The sequence below is a fragment of the Deinococcus carri genome, assembly GCF_039545055.1.
GTDB classification, from domain to species: Bacteria; Deinococcota; Deinococci; order Deinococcales; family Deinococcaceae; genus Deinococcus; species Deinococcus carri.
Window position 1 is genome coordinate 13,434 of the sequence record NZ_BAABRP010000023.1, and the last position, 21,156, is coordinate 34,589.

Genomic DNA, 21,156 nt, shown 5'->3' on the forward strand with positions numbered 1-21,156 from the left:
GGGTGGCTCTTATCGCGCATATCACCACTGGGGCAGCCTGGCAGGAAGCGCATCAGGCCGGGCAATACATCCATCCCAGCCTGATGACGGATGGGTACATTCACTGCTCGACCCCAACCGAGGAGCAGCTTCTCGCGGTCGCCAACGCGCACTTTGCCGGACAAGCTGGCCTGGTGGTGCTGCTGATTGACCGTCAGCGCCTCACCGTGCCGGTCAGGGACGAGGAGTTCGAAGACAGCGGCCGCTTCTATCCACATGTTTACGGCCCCATTCCTGTCGGTGCCGTGGTGCAGGCGCTGGACTTTCCAGCGGGGGTAGGTGGCCGCTTCAGCCTGCCGGACGCCCTCCAGGCTTTCCCGCGTACCCTGTTCCCATGACCTCCGACGCTGCCACGGACCTGTTTCAGGCCATTCATGCCAACAACCTGGAAGGCGTGCGCCTCCTGGTCACGGCCGAGCCGCGCCTCCTGACGGCAGTCAGCCCGACCGGCCTCTCCCCCGTGCTGTTTGCCACCTACTACCGGCGGCCCGAGGTTCTGCGCCTGCTGCTGGAAGCGGGTGCGCCGCTGAGTGTGTTCGAGGCGGCGGCCACCGGCCAGCTCGCGGTGCTGCGGGAGCATCTGGACGCGCGGCCCGATCTGCTGGACACCTTCAGCCCGGACGGCTTCACGCTGCTCGGGCTGGCCGCCTTCTTCGGGCATGAGGAGGTGGCGGCCGAGCTGCTGGCCCGCGGGGCCGAAGTAAACCGCCCCAGCACGAACGCCATGCGGGTTCAGCCGCTGCATTCCGCCGTGGCAGGCGACCACACCCCGCTGGCGCTGCGGCTGCTGGCGGCGGGTGCGGACGTGAACGCGGCCCAGCACGGCGGCTTCACCCCACTGATGAGCGCGGCGCAGAACGGCAACACGCGGCTCGTGGAGGCGTTGCTGGCGGCCGGGGCTGACCCGGCGGCTACCACGGAAGACGGACAGGACGCGGCCGCCCTGGCCCGCGAGGAGGGGCACCAGGCCGTGCTGGACATTCTGAGTGCGCCCCCGCACGACCCTGAAGAAAGCCGGAATGCGCCGCCCCCGCCCACGCGGGAGACTGAGGCATGACTGACCCCCTGCGAGACGGCAAGCCCGACCGTGCGCCCGCCGACGGCGAACAGGTCAACGAGCTGACCGGCACCCCCGACTACAAGACCGGCTACCAGATGCCGGACCCCAAGGACGTTCACGTCGAGCACTACACCACCACGCCCGCCGAGGACCGGGTGGGCAGCGCTGACCAGCAGGAGTACCAGCCGGTCCAGTCCCAGGACCCCAAGGAAGTCACCGGGCAGTTCGACCGCCTTGCCACCCGCGACCCACAGCAGATGGAGCAGGCGCTTCAGGGAACTCCCGAGTTCGCCGGCGCGCAGACCGTGGCGGGCGTGGGTGTGGACACGGCCGCGCCGATGGACCTGGTCGCCCCGGTCGCTATCGGCATGGGCGTGACCTCCAGCATGGCGACCGCCCAGGAAACCGAGGTCGAGGTGCGCGACCCCAACGCCGGCTATATCCCCCCCAGCAAGGAAGTCACGCCCCACGTCCGCGAGCAGCCCGGCGACCTGCTTCCCGGAACCCCCCCCGAAATCAAGGCCGAGGTCGCGGGCGATACCGACAAGCCACTGTAAGCTGCACCCCATCAGCCGCCTTCCAGAGTGAGGGCGGCTTTTTGCTGCCGCGAGAGAAGCGGCTAGCAGAAAGCCCCCACCACATGGGCGGGGACTTTTTTGCTGGCTGCTCGAAGCTGGCGGCTGGCCGCTCAGAGCGAGATCAGGAACGGATCTTCCAGCGACTCGCAGATGGAGCGCAGGAAGCGGGCCGCATCTGCGCCGTCGATCAGACGGTGGTCGTAGGTGAGCGAGAGGGGCAGCATGTTGCGCGGTTCGAAGCTCCCCGTTTCCCGGTTCCACACCGGCTCGATGCCGCCGCGCGACACGCCCAGGATGGCAACCTCGGGCGCGTTCACGATGGGCGTGAAGCCGGTCCCGCCGATGCCGCCCAGGTTGGAGATGGTAAAGGTCGCCCCCTGCATCTCGTCGGGCTTGAGCTTGCGGTCGCGCGCCCTGGCCGACAGCTCGCCCAGCTCCAGCACGATCTCGGTGATGCTCTTGCGGTCGGCGTCCTTCAGCACGGGCACCAGCAGGCCCTGGGGGGTGTCCACGGCCACGCCCAGGTTCACGTAGTCCTTGTAAATCACCTGCTGCGCCGCCAGGTCGAGGCTCGCGCCGAACTTGGGGAACTTGCGCAGGGCGTTCGCCACGACCTTCATCAGGATGTGGGTCAGGGTGAGCTTGCCGCCCGCCTTCTCCACCCGCGCGGCGAACGCCTTGCGGGTCTCCTCCATGCGGGTCACGTCGGCCTTGTCGAAGTGCGTGACCATCGGGATGGTGGTCCACGACTGGGTCATCGAGCGTACCGTGGCCTTGCGGATGCCGCTCATGTCCTCGCGGCGCACCTGGCCCCACTTCTCGAAGTTGGGGAGGGGCTGGGCAGCCACGGCGGGAGCCGGAGCGGCCGCCGCCGGACTGCTGGCCGCTGGCGGCTGGACGCTGGTCGCCGCGACACTGGGCGTCCCCGCCGCCCGGCGCACGTCCTCCTCGCTGATGCGTCCGGCGATGCCGGTGCCATGAACGTCGTGGATGTCCACGTGCATTTCGCGGGCCAGGCGGCGCACGCTGGGCGCGGCGGGAATCACCGGGCGGCCATCGTAGGTCTGGGTGTCGTAGGGGCGCTGGGCACCGGGAGCCTGGGTCGGGGCCGTCGGAGCCGTCACCGTGCCGGAAGCCTGCGCCTTCTGCGCCTCCTGCTGGGCCTGCGCGACCCGGTTGGCGGTGCTGGCGTCAGCGGCCACAGGTGCACTGTCCGGCTCGGCAGCGGGAGCCTGCGCGGTTCCCGGCTGGCCGCCCTGTGCGGCTCCTGCCTGTGCCGTTCCTGCCTGGCCCGCCAGCGTCAGAATCACGCCACCTACCGCCACCGTGTCCCCCACCTGTACCCGCACGTCCTGCACAGTCCCGCCCGCGTTGGCGGGCACCTCGACGACCGCCTTGTCCGTCTCGATCTCGATGACGGGTTGCCCCTCGGCAATCTGGTCGCCGGGCTTGACCAGCACCGTCACGACCGTGCCCTGGGAGATGTTGTCGCCCACGTCGGGGAGGGTAACCTGGGCACCGCTGGCTGGAGTGGCACTGGCTGGCGCGGGGGTAGCAGTGGGCTGACCCCCGGAAGCCGCCTGCGCCTTCTGCGCGGCCTGCTGCTCCTGCGCGACCCGGTTGGCGGTGGCCGGGTCAGGCGCGACCGCCGTGCTTTCCGGCTCGGCCGACGGGGACGCCGGGACAGTGCCGGGCGCGGGTGGCTGGGTAGCGTCCTGCCCTGCCGGGGCTGCCCCACCCCCCGCCAGCGTCAGAATCGTGCCGCCCACCTTCACCGTGTCGCCCACCTTCACGCCCAGGGCCTCGACCGTGCCGCCCTGACTGGCGGGCACCTCGACGACCGCCTTGTCCGTCTCGATCTCGATAACAGGTTGCCCCTCGGCAATCTGGTCCCCAGGGTTGACGAGAACCGTCACGACGGTGCCCTGTTCGATGTTGTCGCCCACGTCGGGCAATTTCAGTTCTGTGGCCATAAGTGGCTCCTTTGGAATGCAGAAGGCGGAAAGCAGAAGGCAAAAGGCCCGGACAGGCTCAAGCTAAAGCGGCTTTTCCCCTTCTGCCTTTAGCCTTCTGCCATCTGCCGGTTAACGCAACACCGGCGCTTCGCGCTCCGGGTCGATCCCGAGGTCCGCCAGGGCCTTCGCCACCACGTCCCCCTTCACCTTGCCGTCGCGCTGGAGGGCGTACAGCGTGGCGAGCACCACGTGCCGGCTGTCCACCTCGAAGAAGTCGCGCAGTTCGGCGCGGTCTTCCGAACGGCCAAAACCGTCGGTGCCCAGCGTCCAGAGCTTGCGGTCGAGGTGCCCGTTCAGGCCGTCCGCGCCCAGCTTCACGTAGTCGCTCACGCTGATCAGCACGCCGGGGGCGTTCTCCGCGCTGAGCTGCCCCGCCACGTAGCTCACACGGGGTTGGTCAGTGGGGTGCAGCATGTTGTGGCGCTGCACCGCCAGCGCGTCCTGGTGGAGTTCCTTGTAACTGGTCACGCTCCACACGTCGGCGGCCACGCCGTAGGCTTCGAGCTTCTGCACGGCGTCGAGGGCCGCTCCCATCGCGGGGCCGCTGGCGAGAATCTGCGCGCGCAGCTTGGCCTTTCCCTTGCCTTCAGACGCTGCCGCGCTGGCCTGGAAGCGGTACATGCCCCGGATAATGCCGTCACGGATCTCGTCGTGGCTGCGGCCATCCTCCGGCATGGGCGGCTGCACCTCGTTCTCGTTGTCGATGGTGACGTAGTAGAACTCGTCGATGCCGTCCACGTACATGCGCTGGATGCCCGCCTCGACAATCACGGCGAGTTCGTAGGCGAAGGCCGGGTCGTACACCTTGAGGTTGGGCACCACGTAGGCCTGGAGCAGGCTGTTGCCGTCCTGGTGCTGCAACCCCTCGCCCGCCAGGGTGGTGCGGCCCGCCGTCGCGCCGAACAGGAAGCCGCGGGCGCGCTGGTCGGCAGCGGCCCACACCAGATCGCCAATGCGCTGCATGCCGAACATCGAGTAGAAGACGTAGAAGGGAATGGTGGGCACGCCGTGGTTCGCGTAGGCGGTGGCGGCGGCGATCCACGAGGACATCGCGCCGTCTTCCGTCAGGCCCTCTTCCAGCATCTGGCCGTCCACGGCTTCCTTGTAGACCATCAGGCTGCCGGAATCGACCGGCGTGTAGGTCTGCCCGCGCGGGGAGTAGATGCCGATGCGCGGCACCAGCGCGTCCATGCCGAAGGTGCGGGCCTCGTCGGGCACGAGGGGCACGATCAGCTTGCCGATTTCCTTGTCGCGCAGCAGCTTGCTCATGATCTGCACGGCGGCCATGGTGGTGCTGACCGCGCGGCCCTTGCTGCCCGCCGCGAATTCCTCGTAGAACTCGCCGGTGGGGACGGTGGGGCGGGGGTACTCGACGATACGCTCGGGCACGAAGCCGCCCAGCGCCGCGCGGCGCTCCAGCATGTACTTGATCTCCGGGCTGTCGGGGCCGGGGTTGTAGTACTCCAGATGCTCGACCTGCTCGTCGGTCAGGGGCAGTTCCAGCAGGTCGCGCAGGTCCTTCATCGCGTGGAAGTCGAGCTTCTTGACCTGGTGGGCCACGTTGCGCGCCTGCGCCGTCTCGCCCAGGCCGTACCCCTTCACCGTGCGCGCGATGATGACGGTGGGGCTGCCCTTGTGCTCGACGGCGGCCTTGTAGGCGGCGTACACCTTCTTGACATCGTGGCCGCCACGGTTGAGCAGTTCGAGGTCGGCGTCGGTCCAGCCCTCGATCAGGGCCTGGAGTTCGGGCGTGTTGAAGAACTTCTCGCGCAGTTCCTTGCCGCCGAAGGCCGCGTAGCGCTGCGACTCGCCGTCCACCAGCGCCTCGAAGCGCTTGACGATGGCCCCGTTGTAGTCCTTGGCGAGCAGCTCGTCCCACTTGGAGTCCCACACGACCTTGATGACGTTCCAGCCCGCACCGCGGAACAGCGCCTCGAACTCCTGAATCACCTTGGAGTTGGCGCGCACCGGCCCGTCGAGGCGCTGGAGGTTGGCGTTCAGCACGAAGACGATGTTGTCGAGGTTCTCGTAGGCGGCAAAGCGCAGCGCGCCCACCGACTGCGGCTCGTCCATCTCGCCGTCGCCCAGGAAGGCCCAGACCTTGGCGTCCCCCTTGGCCTTGAGGCCGCGGTTTTCGAGGTACTTGATGTAGCGCGCCTGGTAGATCGCCTGAATGGGGCCGAGGCCCATGCTGACGGTAGGGAATTCCCAGTAGTGCGGCATCAGCCAGGGGTGCGGGTAGGAGCTGAGGCCGGGGCCGTCGGGGCTGAGTTCCCGGCGGAAGTTGTTCATCTGCGCCTCGCTGAAGCGGCCCTCCAGGAAGGAGCGGGCGTAGATGCCGGGGCTGGCGTGGCCCTGGAAGAAGATCAGGTCGCGGTCTTGCCCCGCGCCGTGCCCGCGGAAGAAGTGGTTGAAGCCCACCTCGTACAGCTCGGCCGAGGAGGCGTAGGTGGCGAGGTGGCCGCCGATGCCCTCCGCCCGCTTGTTGGCCCGCAGCACCATCGCCACGGCGTTCCAGCGCACGGCGTTGCGAATCTTGCGCTCCAGCTCCAGATTGCCGGGGTACTCCGGCTGCGCCTCCACGTCAATCGTGTTGATGTAGGGCGTGTTCTGCTTGAACAGGATCGGCGCGCCGTGAAAGTAGGCGTAGTGGTCGAGGTCTTCGAGCAGTTGCGCGGCCCGGTCGTCGCCCGCGTTCGCCAGCACGTAGGCCAGCGAGTCGAGCCATTCCTGCGTCTCCACGGAGTTGAGCTGCTCACGCTCCTGCGGAGACAGCCCCGTGCGCGGTGGCGTTTTTGTCATGCCTGTAGTGTATGCCCCACCATTCACTGCTTCCAACAGCCAGAATGAGGCAATTCACCATCCAGGCTGGTGAGTGTGGCAGGGTGGGGAGGGTGCGCGGGAGGCAGTGCGCGGTGCGCGGGAAAAGCGGAAAGGCCATAGCTCTTCCCTCTCCTTCCTCTTCTGACTTCTGAAGCCCAGCCCTCACCGCGCACCGCGTCCTGCGCACCGCGCACTGCCTCCCGGAAAGGACCCCGCATGGAACTGCGTCACCTCCGTCATTTCGTCGCGCTGGCCGAGGAAGAACACTTCGGGCGGGCCGCCGAGCGTGTGTTCGTGGTGCAGCAGGCGCTCAGCAACTCGATCAAGAACCTGGAGGACGAGGTGGGCGTGCCGCTGGTGCTGCGGACCACCCGGCGGGTGCAACTGACCCCGGCGGGGCGCGAGTTTCTGGTGGGGGCGCGGGAGACGCTGGCGCAGGCGGCGCAGACGGTGGAGCGGGCGCGGCGGGCGGCGCGGGGCGAGGTCGGGCGGCTGACGGTGGGCTTCGTGAGCGGCCTGGCCTTCGGGGGCCTGCCGGAAATCGTGCGGGCCTTCCGGGAGCTGTACCCGAACGTCAGCGTGGACCTGCGCGAACTGACCGCCCAGGAACAGGAGGCGGCGCTGCGCGGCGGGCAGATCGACGTGGGCCTGCTGCTGCTGCCCGTGCGCGACCCCGGACTGGATACGCAGCCCCTCTGGCGGCAACCGCTGGTGGCGGCCCTCCCCGCCGGGCATGAGATGGCCCGCAAACGTCGGCTGCGCATTGGCGACCTGAGAGACGAGCGCTTCGTGTTCTTTCCCCGCCACCTGCGCGCCACCTATTTCGATCAGGTCATGCGCTGGTGCTCTGGCGCGGGCTTTACACCCAACGTCGTGCAGGAGGCCATCGAGATTCCCACCCTGCTGTCGCTGGTCGCGGCGGGGGTCGGCGTGTTCCTGCCCATCCAGTTCTTCGAGCGCCTCTCGCTGCCCGGCGTGGTGTACCGCCCGCTGGAGGACGCTCCCCTGATTGACATCGTGGCCGCGTGGCGGCGGGACGAGGAAGACGAGCATCCCATCGTCCGCGCCTTCCTGAGGGTGGCGCAGGAGGCACTGGGGGGGCAGGCGGGGGGGTGAGCAGTCAGGGCCATTCCTGGGTCAACTGGTCCAACCACCTGTTCACCTGTCGCACGCCCTCACGCAATTCCTTGGGTTTTGTCAGGGCATAGAGGGCTTCGAGGCGTCGAAGGTCGTCAGCGGGCAAATCAGTAGAAATGTGCTTGAGTCCGTACCCAGGCTTCCCTGGGCAGTAACGCAATCGGAGGAGGTGGACCAGCGGCTCCAACACTTCCCGGTGGTAGTACGCCAGTGCTTCCAGTAGGTGTTCGCGCTGAAGCTCCTTCTCCACCAGGAGGTGCCGCCATCGCTGGTTCAGAATGGCCCGGACTTCCGCCCCCAGATTCAACAGCGTGGACGCTTCGCGTCGCAAAACTCCGGCTCTATCAAACAGGGGCAGGAAAGCGTCTGCCGGGCCGAATACCACGTCCCGCCCCTGCGTCTGCACACACACATCCACGAACAGAAAGGGCGGCAGACCTGACGAACGGTAGAACCGTTGCTGGACCAGGGGGTCAGGGTGCGATCTTTCCTGCGCTACATCCAGTGAACCGAAAGCCTGGAGGACCGTCCCCACCACCTGGAAGGTTCCCTCCTCCTGCCCGGCACTCACGTCCAGCCACAGGTCAAGGTCGGAATACGCATCCACTTTGCCCAGGGCGTCGGCCCCTTCCAGCCACATCGCATTCACGAAGGGTCGGGCCTCAAGCGCCTTCCGGAGTCGCTGGATAAGGTCTTGGCGGAGAGCCAGAGTCAGCATGCACAGACTCTAGGGCGGCGCTCCGTTGCGTTGCCGCAGGTCTCAGGTGTCCACTCCACTGCGCGCCGCCATTGTTGCGCTTCTCGCTTCGCTCGGAGAGGTTGCCAAAAGGCGGCAACCTTTCTGCACCCCGCCCTTCTCCGCCATCTGACGCATTCCCGCCCGGTCCCCACCTCCCTATCCTGCCCCCCATGCAACGTGTCCTGATCATCGGCAGCCCGGGCGCGGGCAAAAGCACCCTGGCAAAGGGGCTGGCGGCGAGAACAGGCCTGCCGCTGATCCATCTGGACGACCTGTACTGGGAAAAGGAGCAACTGGGCCAACAGGAAGTCGCCCGCAGCGTCTGGCAACAGCGGTTACAAGATGCGCTGGACGGCGACGACTGGATCATGGACGGCAACTACAACAGCACCATCGCCATGAGGGCAGCGCGGGCAGACACCGTGCTTTTTCTGGTACCACCGCGTGAACTCTGTCTGTGGCGCGTGTTGCGGCGCGAGCTGTCAGGACGGCATCCCCACTTTGCTGGAACACGCCCCCGCTGGCCGGGTTGGGATTTTCTCCTTTATACCTGGCACTTCCCCAAAAAGGTGACGGCAATGCTTGAGCGGGTGACTGAGCATAGACCCTTAGATCTGGTCATCCTGAGAAGCGACCGAGAAGTGCGGGCCTGGCTGAATACGGTGCAGAACAGCTATGGCGGGCCGGCGGAAGAAACCGCCAGCCCACAAGGCATCCCAGGGAGCGACGATGTTGGGGCGTCCGCCGAAAAACAAAGAGAGGGACACCGCCCATGAAAACCCACCTCCTTGCCCGCGCTGTCATTCAGGACGCCGGGCATGTGCTGGTCGCCCAAGCGCGCGGCTTCGGCCATACCTTTTTGCCCGGAGGACATATCGAACCCGGCGAGGGGATGCAGGCGGCCCTCGCCCGCGAACTCTCCGAAGAACTGGGCCTCAGCGTAGAGGTAGGCAGATTTCTGGGGGTCGTGGAGTTCTGGTGGACGGATCAGCAGGGACAGAAGCACCACGAACTCAATCACCTCTTCTCTGCCTGTTCGCCCCAGCTCCGGCACGACCTCCCCGTGGCGTCACAGGAGGCGCATCTGTCGTTCGACTGGGTGCCGCTGGGACAACTGGACGTCCGGCAATTGGAACCCTTTCCCCTGCGGAACCTGATACGGGAGGGGGCAGCCCACGCCTGGTTCGCCTCCGCCGTGCAGTGAACCTCGCTGTCCCTCCGCCATCCCGCTTACCTTCCCCTTACGCTGTAGGCGTAAACTGGAAGGATGCTCAGGGTCAAGTCCGACTTCACACCGTCCGGCGACCAGCCGACCGCCATTCGCAGCCTGGTGGACGGGCTGGAGTCGGGGCTTCGGTTCCAGACATTATTAGGAGCGACAGGTACGGGCAAAACATACTCCATGGCGAAAGTCATTGAGGAAACCGGCCGCCCCGCCCTGATCATGGCCCCCAACAAGATTCTCACCGCCCAGCTCGCCTCCGAGTTCCGCGAGTTCTTTCCCGATGCAGCGGTCGAGTTCTTCATCAGTTACTACGACTACTACCAGCCCGAAGCGTATGTGCCGGGCAAGGACCTGTTCATCGAAAAGGATGCGGCCATCAACCAGGAGATCGAGCGCCTGCGCCACTCCACCACCCGCAGCCTGCTGACGCGGCGGGACACCATCGTGGTGGCGTCGGTGTCGTGCATCTACGGCCTGGGCGACCCCGCCGAGTACCGCGCGCTGAACCTGATTCTGAAGGTGGGCGAGAAGGTGAGCCGCGACGAGATTCTGGGCCGCCTGGTGACGATGCAGTACGAGCGCAACGACATCGAACTCGCGGCGGGACGGTTCCGCGCCAAGGGCGACACGATTGAGGTCTGGCCCAGCTACGACGAGCAGCCCCTGCGCATTGAGCTGTGGGGCGACGACGTGGACCGCATTCAGGTGGTGCATCCGCTGACCGGCGAGAAGCTGGGCGACCTCGACGCCACCATCGTCTATCCCGCCAAGCACTACGTGTCCAGCGCGGGGAACATCGAGCGGGCCATCGTGACGATTCAGGAGGAACTCGACCAGCGGCTCGAATACTTCAAGTCGGTGGGCAAGCTGCTGGAGGCGCAGCGCATCAAAGAACGCACCCTCTACGACCTGGAGATGCTCAAGGTGCTGGGCTACTGCTCGGGCATCGAGAACTACTCGCGGCACATCGACGGGCGCGCGCCGGGGGCCACGCCGTACACCATGCTGGACTACTTCCCGGACGACTTCATCACCTTCATCGACGAGTCGCACGTGACGGTGCCGCAAATTGGCGGAATGGCGAACGGCGACCGGGCCAGGAAGCAGACGCTGGTGGACTACGGCTTCCGCCTGCCCTCCGCGATGGACAACCGGCCCCTGAACTTCGACGAGTTCATGAGCAAGACCGGGCAGGTCGTGTTCGTGTCGGCCACGCCCGGCCCCTTCGAGCGCGAGCACAGCGACAGCGTGGCCGACCAGATCATCCGCCCGACCGGGCTGGTGGACCCGCCCGTGTCCATGCAGCCCATCCAGGGCCAGGTGGAGGATCTGCTGGGCCGCATCCGGGCACGCTCGGCGCGGGGCGAGCGCGTGCTGGTCACCACGCTGACCAAGCGCATGTCGGAGGACCTGACGGAGTACCTGCTGGAAAAGGGCGTGCGGGCGCGCTACATGCACTCCGACATCGACTCCGTGGAGCGTCAGGTCATCATCCGCGACCTGCGGCTGGGGCACTACGACGTGCTGGTGGGCATCAACCTGCTGCGCGAGGGGCTGGACCTGCCCGAAGTGTCGCTGGTGGCGATTCTGGACGCCGATAAGCCCGGCTTCCTGCGCTCGGAACGCGCCCTGATCCAGACCATCGGCCGCGCCGCCCGCAATGTGAACGGCGAGGTGGTGCTGTATGCCGACACGGTGACGCCCGCGATGCAGTCCGCGATGGAGGAAACGGCCCGCCGCCGCGAGAAGCAGATCGCCTACAACGAGGAACACGGCATCACGCCGACCACGGTCCGCAAGGGCGTGCGCGACGTGATTCGCGGTGAGGAAATCGCGGAAGCCGAGGGAACCGCCGAGCTGGGCAACGACCGCGACGCCCTGACCGCCCAGCTCACCGACCTCGAACTCGACATGTGGCAGGCCTCGGAAGACCTCGACTTCGAGCGGGCCGCCAGCCTGCGCGACCAGATTCGCGCCATCGAGGCCAAGCTTCAGGGCAAGGAGTTCAAGCAGGCGACGGTGCCGGGGCAGAAGGCGCGGGGGCGGCGGAAGGGCGGGGTGCGGTAGGAACTATTAGCGGATGCGCTGGAGGGTGCAGGTGCCATCGCTCAGAGGCTTGAGTCCCCACAGTAAGGCTCGCCGGGAGAGATCCGTGCCGAGTTGAGCCTTTCTCAGTCGCTCGTCCCCCCATTCCGACGAGCCGTAGAGGAGATAGCCCTGGGCGACGTTCGAGCCTGCCGCGAACTGGGCGAAGCAGCGCAGGCTGTTGAGTTTAATGACGGTGGCGTCTATGCCACGCTCCTTGGAATAAGAGTTGATGTTTCCGCCGCCTATTAGCCCTTCTGCGGCGTAAACCTGGCCCGAAGCGTCGTTTGAAAGCGGCTTACCGAGTTTCAACTGCAGGCTGACGCTCAGGCCGTCCTTCCGGGTGGCTGTCAACTTCCACACCTGCCCGGCAGAGAGCGGGAAGCCGGGGCGTGGGCCAGCGCCCCCAGCGAGGGCAGCAGGAGCAAAGAGCAGCAGGGCAACCAGAAACAGGGGACGCATGGGCAAAGCCTACGCCAGCAGCCCTGTACCATTAACCCATGAGCGACCCCGCCTTCAAACGCATGAGCGTGGAGGAGTATCTCCGCACCGAGGAGAAAAGCCCATACAAGCGGGAGTACGTGGGCGGGTTCGTCTATCCACTGCACGGGCAGGCGGGCGTGAGCCAGTCGCATTCCCTCATCAGCGGTAACATCTTTGCCGCCCTTCACCGGGATGCCAGAGCTGCCGGGTGCCGAGTGCATCTGGCCGATATGAAGCTGTTCATGGATGCCAACGGCACGTTCTACTACCCGGACGTCATGCTTGTTTGCGGGCACGACGCCCCAGACAGGTACTACGAAACCTCTCCCTGCCTCCTGGTGGAAGTGCTGTCGGGCAGCACCGCCAGCAATGACCGCGTGGGCAAGTACGCCACCTACACCGCCCTCCCCACCCTGCAAACGTACCTGATCGTCGAGCAGGCCGAGCGGCGCGTGTACGCCTATGGGCGTGAGGGCGGCAAGTGGGAATTGACGGAACTCGCCGGACAGGGCGAAATCTTCCTCCCCTGCCTGGGCCGGACGCTGACGCTGGAGGAGATTTACGCCGGGGTGCTGTAAGAGGGGCCGCCCCATTCCCCCAGAGCGGCCCCCCTTCCTCCCAATGGTCAGTGCAGCACCCGCTCCGGCTCCCCTTCCCCGTCCACTTCCGCCCTTTGCGCGGGCAGCAGCAGGTTCGCCACGATGCCGACCAGCGCGGCCAGGGCCATGCCGTGCAGTTCCAGGGTGGTCCCCGCCGCGTGAATGGGAAAGGACGCCCCGCCCAACCCCAGCACCAGAATCAGCGACACGATAATCAGGTTCCGCGAGTGTGCGAAGTCGATGCGCGCCTCGGCCAGGGTGCGGATGCCCACGCTGGCGATCATGCCGAAGAGCAGGATGGACACGCCGCCCAGCACCCCCGGCGGCAGGCTTTTCAGCACGGCGGCCAGCTTGGGCGAGCAGCCGAACAGGATGGCGAAGACAGCCCCGATGCGGAGAATGGCGGGGTCATAGACGCGGGTCAGCGCCAGCACGCCCGTGTTCTCGGCGTAGGTGGTGGCGGCCGGACCGCCCATCGCGGCGCTGGTCATGTTGGCGATGCCGTCGGCAAAAAGGGTGCGGCTCAGGCCGGGGTTTTGCAGGAAGTTCTGGCCCACCACGCGGCCGTTCACGATCACGTCGCCCACATGCTCGATAAAGGTGACGACGGCGACGGGCGCGATGATGGCGACCGCCCGCCAGTCCAGCGCGGGCGCGTGAAAGTCCGGCAGGCCCAGCAGGGGCGCGGCGCGGATGGCGGCCAGGGCGTCCGGGCCAATCTGCCCGGTGGCGAGAGCGACGAGGTACCCGGCTACCACACCCACCAGAATGGGGATCATACGGAACAGGCCGCGCCCATACACGCTGGCGACCACGGCGGCGACCAGCGTGGCGAGTGCCAGCCACCAGTTCGACTTGGCCTGGTTCACGGCCACGCTCGACAGCCCCAGCCCGATCACGATGATGACCGGACCCGTGACCACCGGGGGAAAGACACGCAGCAGCCGCTCGGTCCCGAACAGTTTCACCAGGCCGCTGAACAGCAGGTACATCACCCCGGCGGCGATCAGGCCGCCCGCCGCCGCGCCCGGCCCCAACTCCTTGACGACGAGTGCGGTGGGCGCAATAAAGGCGAAGCTGGACCCCAGGAAGATCGGCACGCGCCCGCCGGTCAGCAGGTGAAAGATCAGGGTGGCGACCCCGGCAGCAAACAGCGCCACACTGGGCGACAGCCCCACCAGAATGGGCACCAGGACGGTCGCGCCGAACATGGCGATGGCGTGCTGAACGCCCAGGACCAGGCGGCGTTCCGGGCGGGTCGGGCTGGGGGGCGGGGCGGCAGGGGCGGTCTGGGTCATGGGGAGCCTCCGGGCACGCGCGGGCAGGAGTCAGGACCGCTGGGGGGCGGCAACCTGGGCACGTTGTCTTCCGGGAGCCGAGCATACCCCGCGGCGGGGTGGCCCGCGCGTTACCCTGCTGGACATGAACGCCAAGGGAGACTTGATCGCGCGGCTCACGGCGCTGGGCCTGAGCACCCCCACCTTCGACGCGGCGGCGCAAGGCCCCGCGCACGAGCAGGTCTTTCACGTGACCGTCTCGGCCGGCGGGCGCACCCTCGGCCGGGGCGAGGGCCGCAGCAAGCGCGACGCCGAGCGCGCGGCGGCGGAAGCGGCCCTGGCCGGTCTGGACGCGCAGGAGGAGGGCCAGGAAGACCGCCCGCGGGAAAGCGGCGGGCGCTGGCCCATCTATGCGGCGGTGCTGGAGGGCGCGCTGGAGGCAGCCCTGGACCTCGCCCCCGAGGACGCCACGCTCGACGAGGTGCGCGCGGACGCCGCCCGGCTCTACCGCGACCTCCTCGCGGAGCTGGGGCACGGGCCGGAGCCGGTGGGGGGGGAGGACGGGTGAGCCTGACGTTCCCGGCCCGCCCGGCAGGGGTGCTGTTCGACATGGACGGCGTGCTGACCGCCAACAACGCCTTTCACCGCCAGGCGTGGCAGGAGGTGGCCGCCGAGCTGCTGAACCTGACCCTCACGGGGCACGACCTCGACACCAAGGTGGACGGCGGGCGCAACCCCGAGATTCTGGAGCGGCTGACCGGAAAGCCCCCCGAGGAACCCTTTCTGCGCCGCTTCCATGAGGCGAAGGAGGGCCGCTACCGGGAGCTGGCCCACGGGCAACTGCGCGAGGTCGCGGGCCTGAGGGCCTACCTGGACGCGCTGGAGGCCCGCCGCCTTCCCTTCGCCCTGGTCACGAGTGCCGACGCCGTGAATGTCGAGTTCGGCCTGGAGGCGCTGGGCCTCGGCGGGCGCTTCGGGCCGCGGGTGCTGGGCGAACACGTCACCCGCGGCAAGCCCCACCCGGAGCCGTTTCTACGGGGCGCGGCCCTGCTGGGCCTGGACCCGGCCGCCTGCCTCGCCCACGAGGACGCGGTGAACGGCGTCCGCAGCGCGGCGGGCGCGGGCTGCACCGTGGTGGCGCTGACGACCACCGCCCCGGCGGAGGCGCTGCTGGCGGCGGGCGCGGCGCTGGCCGTCCCCGACTTCACACGCTGGGAGACCTGGCTCGCATGAAGGGGCTGGCGTGAAGGGAGCCGACGCCGAGGCCCGCGCCGAGGCACACCTCAGGGCGCTGGGGCGGGAGGTGGTGACCCGCAACTACCGCATTCCGGGCGGCGAGATTGACCTGGTGAGCCGCGACGGGGCGGTGCTGGTCTTCACCGAGGTCCGCCAGCGCCGTTCCGCCCGCTTCGGCAGCGCCGCCGAGAGCGTCACCCTGCGCAAGCTCGCGCTGATGCAGCGCGCCGCCCTGGCCTACCTCCTGCGCGAGCATGGCCGCGACGACCTCCCCTGCCGCCTGGAAGTCCTGACGATTGACGGCCCCGCCGACACGGGCACCCTCACGCTGCTGCCGCTGGAAGGCTAGCGCCGGGGGTCATACGGACTCCGATGGAAAGGTTTACTGGTCAACCTGAAATCCGAGCGGAGCGAGAAGGAGCAAGACGGGTTCCGTCTCATACGGATTCCGATTGAAGGGTGTTGAAAACACCCGGAAATCCGACCAGAGGGAGAAGGAATAAGGGCGGATTTCGGGAGATGGATGAACAGGCGGTGCCCTCCCGACTGTTCAGGAATTGGACGGAATCCGTATCAGAAGGTGGGGGGAGGTGCGGCGGAGTCGCCCTGGTTCTGAAAGAAGCCGTCGGGAGGGAGGGGCAGGTCGCCGCCCTCCTGCGGCTGCTCGGGAACAGAGTACGGGTCGGCGGGGGCAACGTCGGGGGACGGCGTTTCGGGCGAGACGGGTTCGCCGGGTTGAACGTCGGGGAAGGGCACGGAGGGACTGTCCCCCGTGCCGTCCTGGGCGGTGCCGCCGTCTCCGGGGAGGCCGACGCTGTCCTGTGGCTCGGCGGGGGCGGGAGCCGTGTCCCAGGGCAGGGCCTGGTCCGGGGCTTCCGGCACGGGCGGCTCCTGGGTCGGCTCCTCCTGCGGGAAGCCCTCCCCGGTGGGCGGTTCGGGGGGCGGGGGTTCGGCGGGGACCGGCTCGGGCTGGGGGGCCGGGGCCGAGCGCCAGGTACGCCGGCTGAAGAAGCCGCCGCCGTCGCTGCTCCCGCTGCCGTCGCGCGCCACCTGTTCCTGATCGGCCTCTCCCTCACGGAAGGCCATCTCGACCTGCCGCACCACGCGGTAGGTGATGCCGCCGGGTTCGGTAAAGGTCTGGTGGGGTTTGCCTGCCAGCGCCCCCGCCACCGCCTGCTGCCAGACCGGGGTGGGAATCTCGCCGCTGTAGGCCCAGTTCGGCAGCGCGCCGCCCGCCTGCTTGCCCACCCACACGGCCCCCGCGACGGCGGGCGTGACCCCGGCGAACCACAGGTCCTTCACGTCGTTGGTGGTGCCGGTCTTGCCGCCCACGTCCCAGCCGGGAATCAGGGAGCGGGTGGCGAGGCCCCCCTGGTACTCGGTCAGGTCGTTCACCACGCCGCGAATCATGTCCAGACCCAGCCAAGCCGTCTGTGCGTCCCACACGCGCTTGCCCTGGGGCGCGGGCCGGGTGTAGAGCGTCTGGCCGCGCGCGTCTTCCACCCGGCGGACCAGGGTGGGCGCGTAGTAGAGGCCGCCATTGGCAAAGGGCGCGTAGGCGGCGGCCATCTGGAGGGGGCTGGCCTCCAGCGTGCCGATGCTCAGCGACAGCCCCGCATCGGGCGGCGGCGTGAGGCCCAGCTCGCGCAGCTTCTTCTCGAAGTCGGCCAGGCCCACCTCCTGCGCGATGCGGACGGTGGGGAGGTTGAGGCTGTGGTCGAGGGCGTACCGCATGGTGACGTAGCGGCCCGTCCAGCGCCCGTCGTAGTTCTGGGGCTGGTACTCGCCGCTCAGGGGGGCGTCGAGCACGGTGTCGCTCTGCTTCCAGCCCTTTTCGAGCGCCAGGGTGTACAGCAGAGGTTTGATGGAACTGCCCACCTGCCGCTGGGCCTGAAGGGCGTTGTTCCAGTCGGAGGGCCGCCCGCCCGTGAGCTTCTGCCCCACCAGCGCCAGCACCTCGCCGTTCTTCGGGCTGACGAGGGCTATACCCAGGGTCGCGCCGTCGGGCAGCCGGGCATTCAGGCTGGCCTGCTCGGCCGACTGCTGCGCCTGGAGGTCGAGCGCGGTGTAGACCTTGCCACCCCCGAACAGCGCCTTGCGCCCGATTTTGGGAATCAGTTCCTTCTCGACCGCCTGGAGGTAGTGCAGGGCGGTCTGGACGGGGGGCGGCGGCATGTTCTCCTGAAGCCGCCCGGGGCGCTCCAGCACGGCGCTGCGCAGAGTGCCGTCGGGGTTCCAGCCGATGCGCCAGCCCGCCGGGTAGATGGGCGTGCGCCACGCCGCGTCGGCCTCGGCCTGGGTGATGCGGCCGTCTTCCACCATGCGGCCCAGCAGGTCCTTCATCAGGGGGCGGTAGGCCTTGAAGTCCTTGTAGCGGCTGTTGGGGGCGGGCACCAGCGTGGTGAGGTACACGCTCTCGGCCAGGTTCAGCGCCGAGGCAGGCTTCCTGAAGTACGCCCGCGCCGCCGTCTCCGCCCCGACGATGTCGCTGCGGCCCCCGTCGCCCCAGTACACCACGTTGAGGTAGGCGTTGAGAATCTGGTCCTTGTTGAAGTTGCGCTCCAGCTGGTAGGCCAGGATGGCTTCCTTGAACTTGCGCTCGGGCGTGCGGGCGCTGTGCAGGTCGGCCAGCAGGGTATTTTTCACCACCTGCTGCGTGATCGAGGACCCGCCTTCCAGGTCGTTTTTCAGCAGCCCCTTGATCAGCCCGCGCGTGATGCCGATGTAGTCCACGCCGTGGTGCTCGTAGAAGCGGCGGTCCTCGCTGGTCACGATGGCCTTTTGCAACCAGGGGCTGATCTCGTTCAGCTTCAGAAGGTCGCGGTTCACGCTCTGCCCGCTGCCCAGGCTGGGGGTCAGGGTGCCGACCAGCGCGCCGTTGCGGTCATAGACCCGCGTCTTGCCGCTGAGTTCCAGCACGTCCAGGTCCTGCACGCTGGGCAGGTCGCGCCCCCACGCCCACCACATCGCCCCCGCGCCCGCCGTGCCGAGAAGCAGGAGAACGCCGAGGCCAGTGAAAAACCGCATGGCCTTCACTTTAGCGGGCTTTCATGAGCCGGCGGGGGGCACACGTCACGGTCGGGGCAGGGGGGGGAGACATCCTGCCTTCAGCCTACCGGCTTCCCCGCACGGGGTCGTCCGCCCTTAGCATGACGCGCCACGCCGCAGGAAGGGCGAGGCTGAGGCCATGTCTGCCCCCGCCCTCCCGCACCCGGCAGCCCGGCTCTGGCCGCAGCTCCGGCGCTTTGTCCTGGGGCAGGCCGCGTGCTGCACCTTTGCCCTCGCGGTGGTGGGCTTGCTCGCGCTGTCGCGGGCGCTGCCGCTGGGAGCGTGGGGGCTGGCCCGCTACGACTTCCTGCTGCTGGGCTGCCTGCTGGTGCAGGGCGTCCTGCTCGCCCTGCGCTTCGAGACGCCGCGCGAGGCCGCCGTCATCGGGCTGTTTCACGCGCTGGGCTTTGCGCTGGAAGCCTTCAAGGTCGCGCACGGGAGCTGGGCCTACCCCGAGGACGCCCTGAGCAAGGTGCTCGGCGTGCCGCTGTACGCGGGGTTCATGTACGCCAGCGTCGGGAGCTACATGGCGCAGGCGTGGCGCAGGTTCGACCTGGCCCTCTGCCACGCCCCGCCCCTGCGCCTTCAGGCCTGGCTCGCGGCGGCGGCCTACCTCAACTTCTTCACGCACCACCTGGGGCCGGACCTGCGGTACGTGGTCACGGCGGCGCTGCTGCTGGCGTACCGCCGGACGCGGGTGGGCTTCAGCGTGGGGCAGGTGCGGTACGGAATGCCGCTGGGCCTCTCCTTTGCGCTGATCGGCGGCTTCGTCTTTCTGGCCGAGAACGCCGCGACCCGGCTGGGCGCGTGGGTCTACCCCCATCAGGCGGGCGGCTGGCAGCCCGTCCACCTCGCCAAATGGCTGGCCTGGACCTTGATGGTGGTCGTGGCCTTTTTGATCGTGTCGGGATTGAAAGCCTGGGAGGAGCGCCGCCAGGGCGCGAGCCGCTAGCATGGCGCTCTGCCCCGCCCCCGCGCGGGAGCGACCACAAGCGAGGCCGCCATGACCCACACCCTCCCCCCGCAGACGTCCAGCCCCGAAACCCACAAGCTCTTTTCCCCCCTCGTCAAGGGCGCGGCCCAGGCCATCACCGACTACCGCATGATCGAGGAGGGCGACCGCGTGATGGTCTGCCTCTCCGGCGGCAAGGACAGCTACACGCTGCTCGACATCCTGCTGCACCTGCAAAAGCGCGCCCCCATCGACTTCGAGGTGGTCGCCGTGAACCTCGACCAGGGCCAGCCGGGTTTTCCCACCCACGTGTTGCCCGAGTACCTGACGCGCCTGGGCGTGCCCTTTCACATCCTGACGGAAGACACCTACTCCATCGTCAAGGAGAAGACGCCGGAGGGCAAGACCACCTGCGCGCTGTGCAGCCGCCTGCGCCGGGGTATCCTGTACCGCCACGCGCGGGAAATCGGCGCGACCAAGATCGCCCTGGGCCACCACCGCGACGACATCCTCGAAACGCTGTTCATGAACATGTTTTTCGGGGCGCGGCTCAAGGCCATGCCGCCCAAACTGCAATCGGACGACGGCACCAATGTGGTGATCCGGCCCCTGGCCTACCTCGCGGAGAGCGAAATCGTGCGGTACGCGGAGGCCAAGAACTTCCCCATCATCCCCTGCAACCTGTGCGGCAGCCAGGAGAACCTCCAGCGCAAAGTGGTGGGCGAGATGCTGGAAGGATGGGAGCGGGCACATCCGGGCCGCCTCCAGAACGTGCTGCGCTCGCTGACGCGCGTGACGCCTAGCCACCTGCTCGACCGCGACCTCTTCGACTTCGCCCGCCTCAGCGTGCAGCCCGCTGAGGGCGACCGGGGCTTCGACGGCGAGGAGTACCCGGAGCGCGAGTTTCTGGCGGGGCTGAGCGAGTTGGGGATGCTGGGTTAGCTCCCGGCCTGTGGCCCCGCGCAGAGCCAAAGCTGAAGCGCCGGGCCGCAGCCTCAGCCTCTACAGCAGCCGCCCCTCCCCCTCCTCCCCCGGCTCCGGTGTCTGCACCGGCACGCCGCGCGCGTTCAGGGCCTCGCGCAGCATGGGGATGTTCTTGAGGGCGTGCCCCTGGGTCGTGTTCTCGAAAAACACGTACAGCTCGGACAGGTCGTCCGCCACCAGCGCGATTTTCTCGGCCCACTCGTCCATCTCGGCGCGGTTGTAGAGGTAGTCGTGGCGTTCCGAGGCACTCTGGCCTTCCCACCAGCTGCCCTTGTTGCGCCCGTGGAGCCGCAGATACCCCACGTCGGTGGTGACGTGAACCTGCGGCTCGGGCATGCCGCCGACGGGGGGGTAATCGGGGCTGACCCAGATCAGGCCGTATTCGGCCATGCCCTCGCGGACCTCCGGCTTGTCCCAGGAGGCGTGGCGCAGCTCGACCGCCAGCTCGTGCCCGGCGAAGCGCTCGGCGAGGCCCAGCAGGTACTTGCGGTTGTCCCCCGTGCGGTGGAAGGAATACGGAAACTGGGCCAGATACGGTCCCATCACCCCGGCCTCACGCAGCGGCTCGGGGCTTTGCAGCATCCGGTCGAAGTCGGCGTCGGTGGGGGCGCGGTCGTGGGTAAAGGCCCGGTTCAGCTTCACGGCAAAGCGGGTGCGCCCGCCCGACTTGCGCGCCATGCCCTCGAAGGCCTTCAGGCCGGGGATGGCGTAGAAGGAGGAGTTCAGCTCCACGGCGTCGAAGTGCCGCGAGTAGGTTTCCAGGTAGGCGTCCTTTTTCACGCCCTCGTAAATCAGGCCGGGGGCCGTCCAGTCGTCGTTGGTGTAGCCGCCACAACCGATCCATACGCGCATGGGGTCAGGCTAGCGGTCAGCGGC

20 protein-coding genes are annotated in these 21,156 nt (G+C 68.0%); 13 read left to right on the top strand and 7 right to left on the bottom strand.

Annotated features, from left to right (window positions below):
- Positions 1-2 precede the first annotated feature (2 nt).
- The 3 genes from ABEA67_RS17530 to ABEA67_RS17540 are packed head-to-tail and all read left to right on the top strand — an operon-like array spanning position 3 to position 1,656.
- Complete coding sequence (locus ABEA67_RS17530) at positions 3-377, top strand: DUF952 domain-containing protein (RefSeq protein WP_345467775.1); 375 nt, start codon at positions 3-5, stop codon at positions 375-377.
- Positions 374-1,096 carry an ankyrin repeat domain-containing protein gene (locus tag ABEA67_RS17535; RefSeq protein WP_345467777.1) on the top strand — a complete coding sequence of 241 codons (723 nt, stop codon included), beginning with the start codon at positions 374-376 and terminating at the stop codon, positions 1,094-1,096. The genes ABEA67_RS17530 and ABEA67_RS17535 overlap by 4 nt, the downstream gene beginning before the upstream one ends.
- Entirely contained in the window at positions 1,093-1,656 is a 564-nt protein-coding gene (locus ABEA67_RS17540; RefSeq protein WP_345467780.1) for a hypothetical protein, read from the top strand. The genes ABEA67_RS17535 and ABEA67_RS17540 overlap by 4 nt, the downstream gene beginning before the upstream one ends.
- Before the next feature lie 131 nt (positions 1,657-1,787).
- On the opposite strand, the gene ABEA67_RS17545 is transcribed toward ABEA67_RS17540, so the two are convergent.
- Both ABEA67_RS17545 and aceE read right to left on the bottom strand, forming a co-directional pair.
- Positions 1,788-3,650, bottom strand: coding sequence for a 2-oxo acid dehydrogenase subunit E2 (locus tag ABEA67_RS17545; protein WP_345467783.1), 1,863 nt, complete (start codon positions 3,648-3,650; stop codon positions 1,788-1,790).
- Between the two features lie 111 nt (positions 3,651-3,761).
- Complete coding sequence (gene aceE / locus ABEA67_RS17550; protein WP_345467785.1) at positions 3,762-6,494, bottom strand: pyruvate dehydrogenase (acetyl-transferring), homodimeric type; 2,733 nt, start codon at positions 6,492-6,494, stop codon at positions 3,762-3,764.
- 237 nt (positions 6,495-6,731) lie between these two features.
- Here aceE and ABEA67_RS17555 point away from each other — a divergent pair, with 237 nt between their 5' ends.
- Positions 6,732-7,631 carry a LysR family transcriptional regulator gene (locus ABEA67_RS17555; RefSeq protein ID WP_345467787.1) on the top strand — a complete coding sequence of 300 codons (900 nt, stop codon included), beginning with the start codon at positions 6,732-6,734 and terminating at the stop codon, positions 7,629-7,631.
- Between the two features lie 4 nt (positions 7,632-7,635).
- Here ABEA67_RS17555 and ABEA67_RS17560 read toward each other — a convergent pair whose 3' ends face one another.
- Positions 7,636-8,370 (bottom strand): hypothetical protein, encoded by a 735-nt coding sequence (locus tag ABEA67_RS17560; RefSeq protein ID WP_345467788.1) that lies wholly within the window; start codon positions 8,368-8,370, stop codon positions 7,636-7,638.
- Positions 8,371-8,561: 191 nt separating this feature from the next.
- Here ABEA67_RS17560 and ABEA67_RS17565 point away from each other — a divergent pair, with 191 nt between their 5' ends.
- The 3 genes from ABEA67_RS17565 to uvrB all read left to right on the top strand — a co-directional run bounded on the left by ABEA67_RS17565 (position 8,562) and on the right by uvrB (position 11,683).
- Positions 8,562-9,167: a P-loop NTPase family protein gene (locus ABEA67_RS17565; RefSeq protein ID WP_345467789.1), complete on the top strand. Its 606-nt coding sequence runs from the start codon at positions 8,562-8,564 to the stop codon at positions 9,165-9,167.
- Positions 9,164-9,595 carry an NUDIX domain-containing protein gene (locus ABEA67_RS17570; RefSeq protein WP_345467791.1) on the top strand — a complete coding sequence of 144 codons (432 nt, stop codon included), beginning with the start codon at positions 9,164-9,166 and terminating at the stop codon, positions 9,593-9,595. Before ABEA67_RS17565 ends, ABEA67_RS17570 begins: the two co-directional genes overlap by 4 nt.
- A 63-nt stretch (positions 9,596-9,658) precedes the next feature.
- Positions 9,659-11,683 carry an excinuclease ABC subunit UvrB gene (uvrB, locus tag ABEA67_RS17575; protein ID WP_345467793.1) on the top strand — a complete coding sequence of 675 codons (2,025 nt, stop codon included), beginning with the start codon at positions 9,659-9,661 and terminating at the stop codon, positions 11,681-11,683.
- Positions 11,684-11,689: 6 nt separating this feature from the next.
- Here uvrB and ABEA67_RS17580 read toward each other — a convergent pair whose 3' ends face one another.
- A complete protein-coding gene (locus ABEA67_RS17580) occupies positions 11,690-12,163 on the bottom strand; it encodes a hypothetical protein (RefSeq protein ID WP_345467795.1) in 474 nt (157 codons plus the stop codon).
- A gap of 38 nt (positions 12,164-12,201) precedes the next feature.
- Here ABEA67_RS17580 and ABEA67_RS17585 point away from each other — a divergent pair, with 38 nt between their 5' ends.
- On the top strand, positions 12,202-12,762 hold the full coding sequence (locus ABEA67_RS17585) for a Uma2 family endonuclease (RefSeq protein ID WP_345467798.1): 561 nt from the start codon (positions 12,202-12,204) through the stop codon (positions 12,760-12,762).
- 47 nt (positions 12,763-12,809) lie between these two features.
- Here the strand turns inward: ABEA67_RS17585 and ABEA67_RS17590 are convergent, their stop codons facing one another.
- On the bottom strand, positions 12,810-14,081 hold the full coding sequence (locus ABEA67_RS17590; protein WP_345467800.1) for a uracil-xanthine permease family protein: 1,272 nt from the start codon (positions 14,079-14,081) through the stop codon (positions 12,810-12,812).
- A gap of 124 nt (positions 14,082-14,205) precedes the next feature.
- Between ABEA67_RS17590 and ABEA67_RS17595 the strand changes: the two genes are divergently transcribed.
- The 3 genes from ABEA67_RS17595 to ABEA67_RS17605 are packed head-to-tail and all read left to right on the top strand — an operon-like array spanning position 14,206 to position 15,645.
- Positions 14,206-14,628, top strand: coding sequence for a putative dsRNA-binding protein (locus ABEA67_RS17595; RefSeq protein WP_345467803.1), 423 nt, complete (start codon positions 14,206-14,208; stop codon positions 14,626-14,628).
- A complete protein-coding gene (locus tag ABEA67_RS17600) occupies positions 14,625-15,293 on the top strand; it encodes an HAD family hydrolase (RefSeq protein ID WP_345467805.1) in 669 nt (222 codons plus the stop codon). Before ABEA67_RS17595 ends, ABEA67_RS17600 begins: the two co-directional genes overlap by 4 nt.
- Before the next feature lie 10 nt (positions 15,294-15,303).
- Entirely contained in the window at positions 15,304-15,645 is a 342-nt protein-coding gene (locus ABEA67_RS17605) for a YraN family protein (RefSeq protein ID WP_345467806.1), read from the top strand.
- A gap of 224 nt (positions 15,646-15,869) precedes the next feature.
- On the opposite strand, the gene ABEA67_RS17610 is transcribed toward ABEA67_RS17605, so the two are convergent.
- On the bottom strand, positions 15,870-18,323 hold the full coding sequence (locus ABEA67_RS17610; protein WP_345467809.1) for a transglycosylase domain-containing protein: 2,454 nt from the start codon (positions 18,321-18,323) through the stop codon (positions 15,870-15,872).
- Positions 18,324-18,483: 160 nt separating this feature from the next.
- On the opposite strand from ABEA67_RS17610, the gene ABEA67_RS17615 reads away from it, so the two are divergent.
- Both ABEA67_RS17615 and ttcA read left to right on the top strand, forming a co-directional pair.
- Entirely contained in the window at positions 18,484-19,296 is an 813-nt protein-coding gene (locus ABEA67_RS17615) for a DUF817 domain-containing protein (protein WP_345467811.1), read from the top strand.
- A gap of 51 nt (positions 19,297-19,347) precedes the next feature.
- Positions 19,348-20,238, top strand: coding sequence for a tRNA 2-thiocytidine(32) synthetase TtcA (ttcA, locus tag ABEA67_RS17620; RefSeq protein ID WP_345467813.1), 891 nt, complete (start codon positions 19,348-19,350; stop codon positions 20,236-20,238).
- A 60-nt stretch (positions 20,239-20,298) separates the two neighbouring features.
- On the opposite strand, the gene ABEA67_RS17625 is transcribed toward ttcA, so the two are convergent.
- Positions 20,299-21,132, bottom strand: a complete 834-nt coding sequence (locus tag ABEA67_RS17625) for a DUF72 domain-containing protein (protein WP_345467814.1) — start codon at positions 21,130-21,132, stop codon at positions 20,299-20,301.
- Positions 21,133-21,156: the final 24 nt, after the last annotated feature.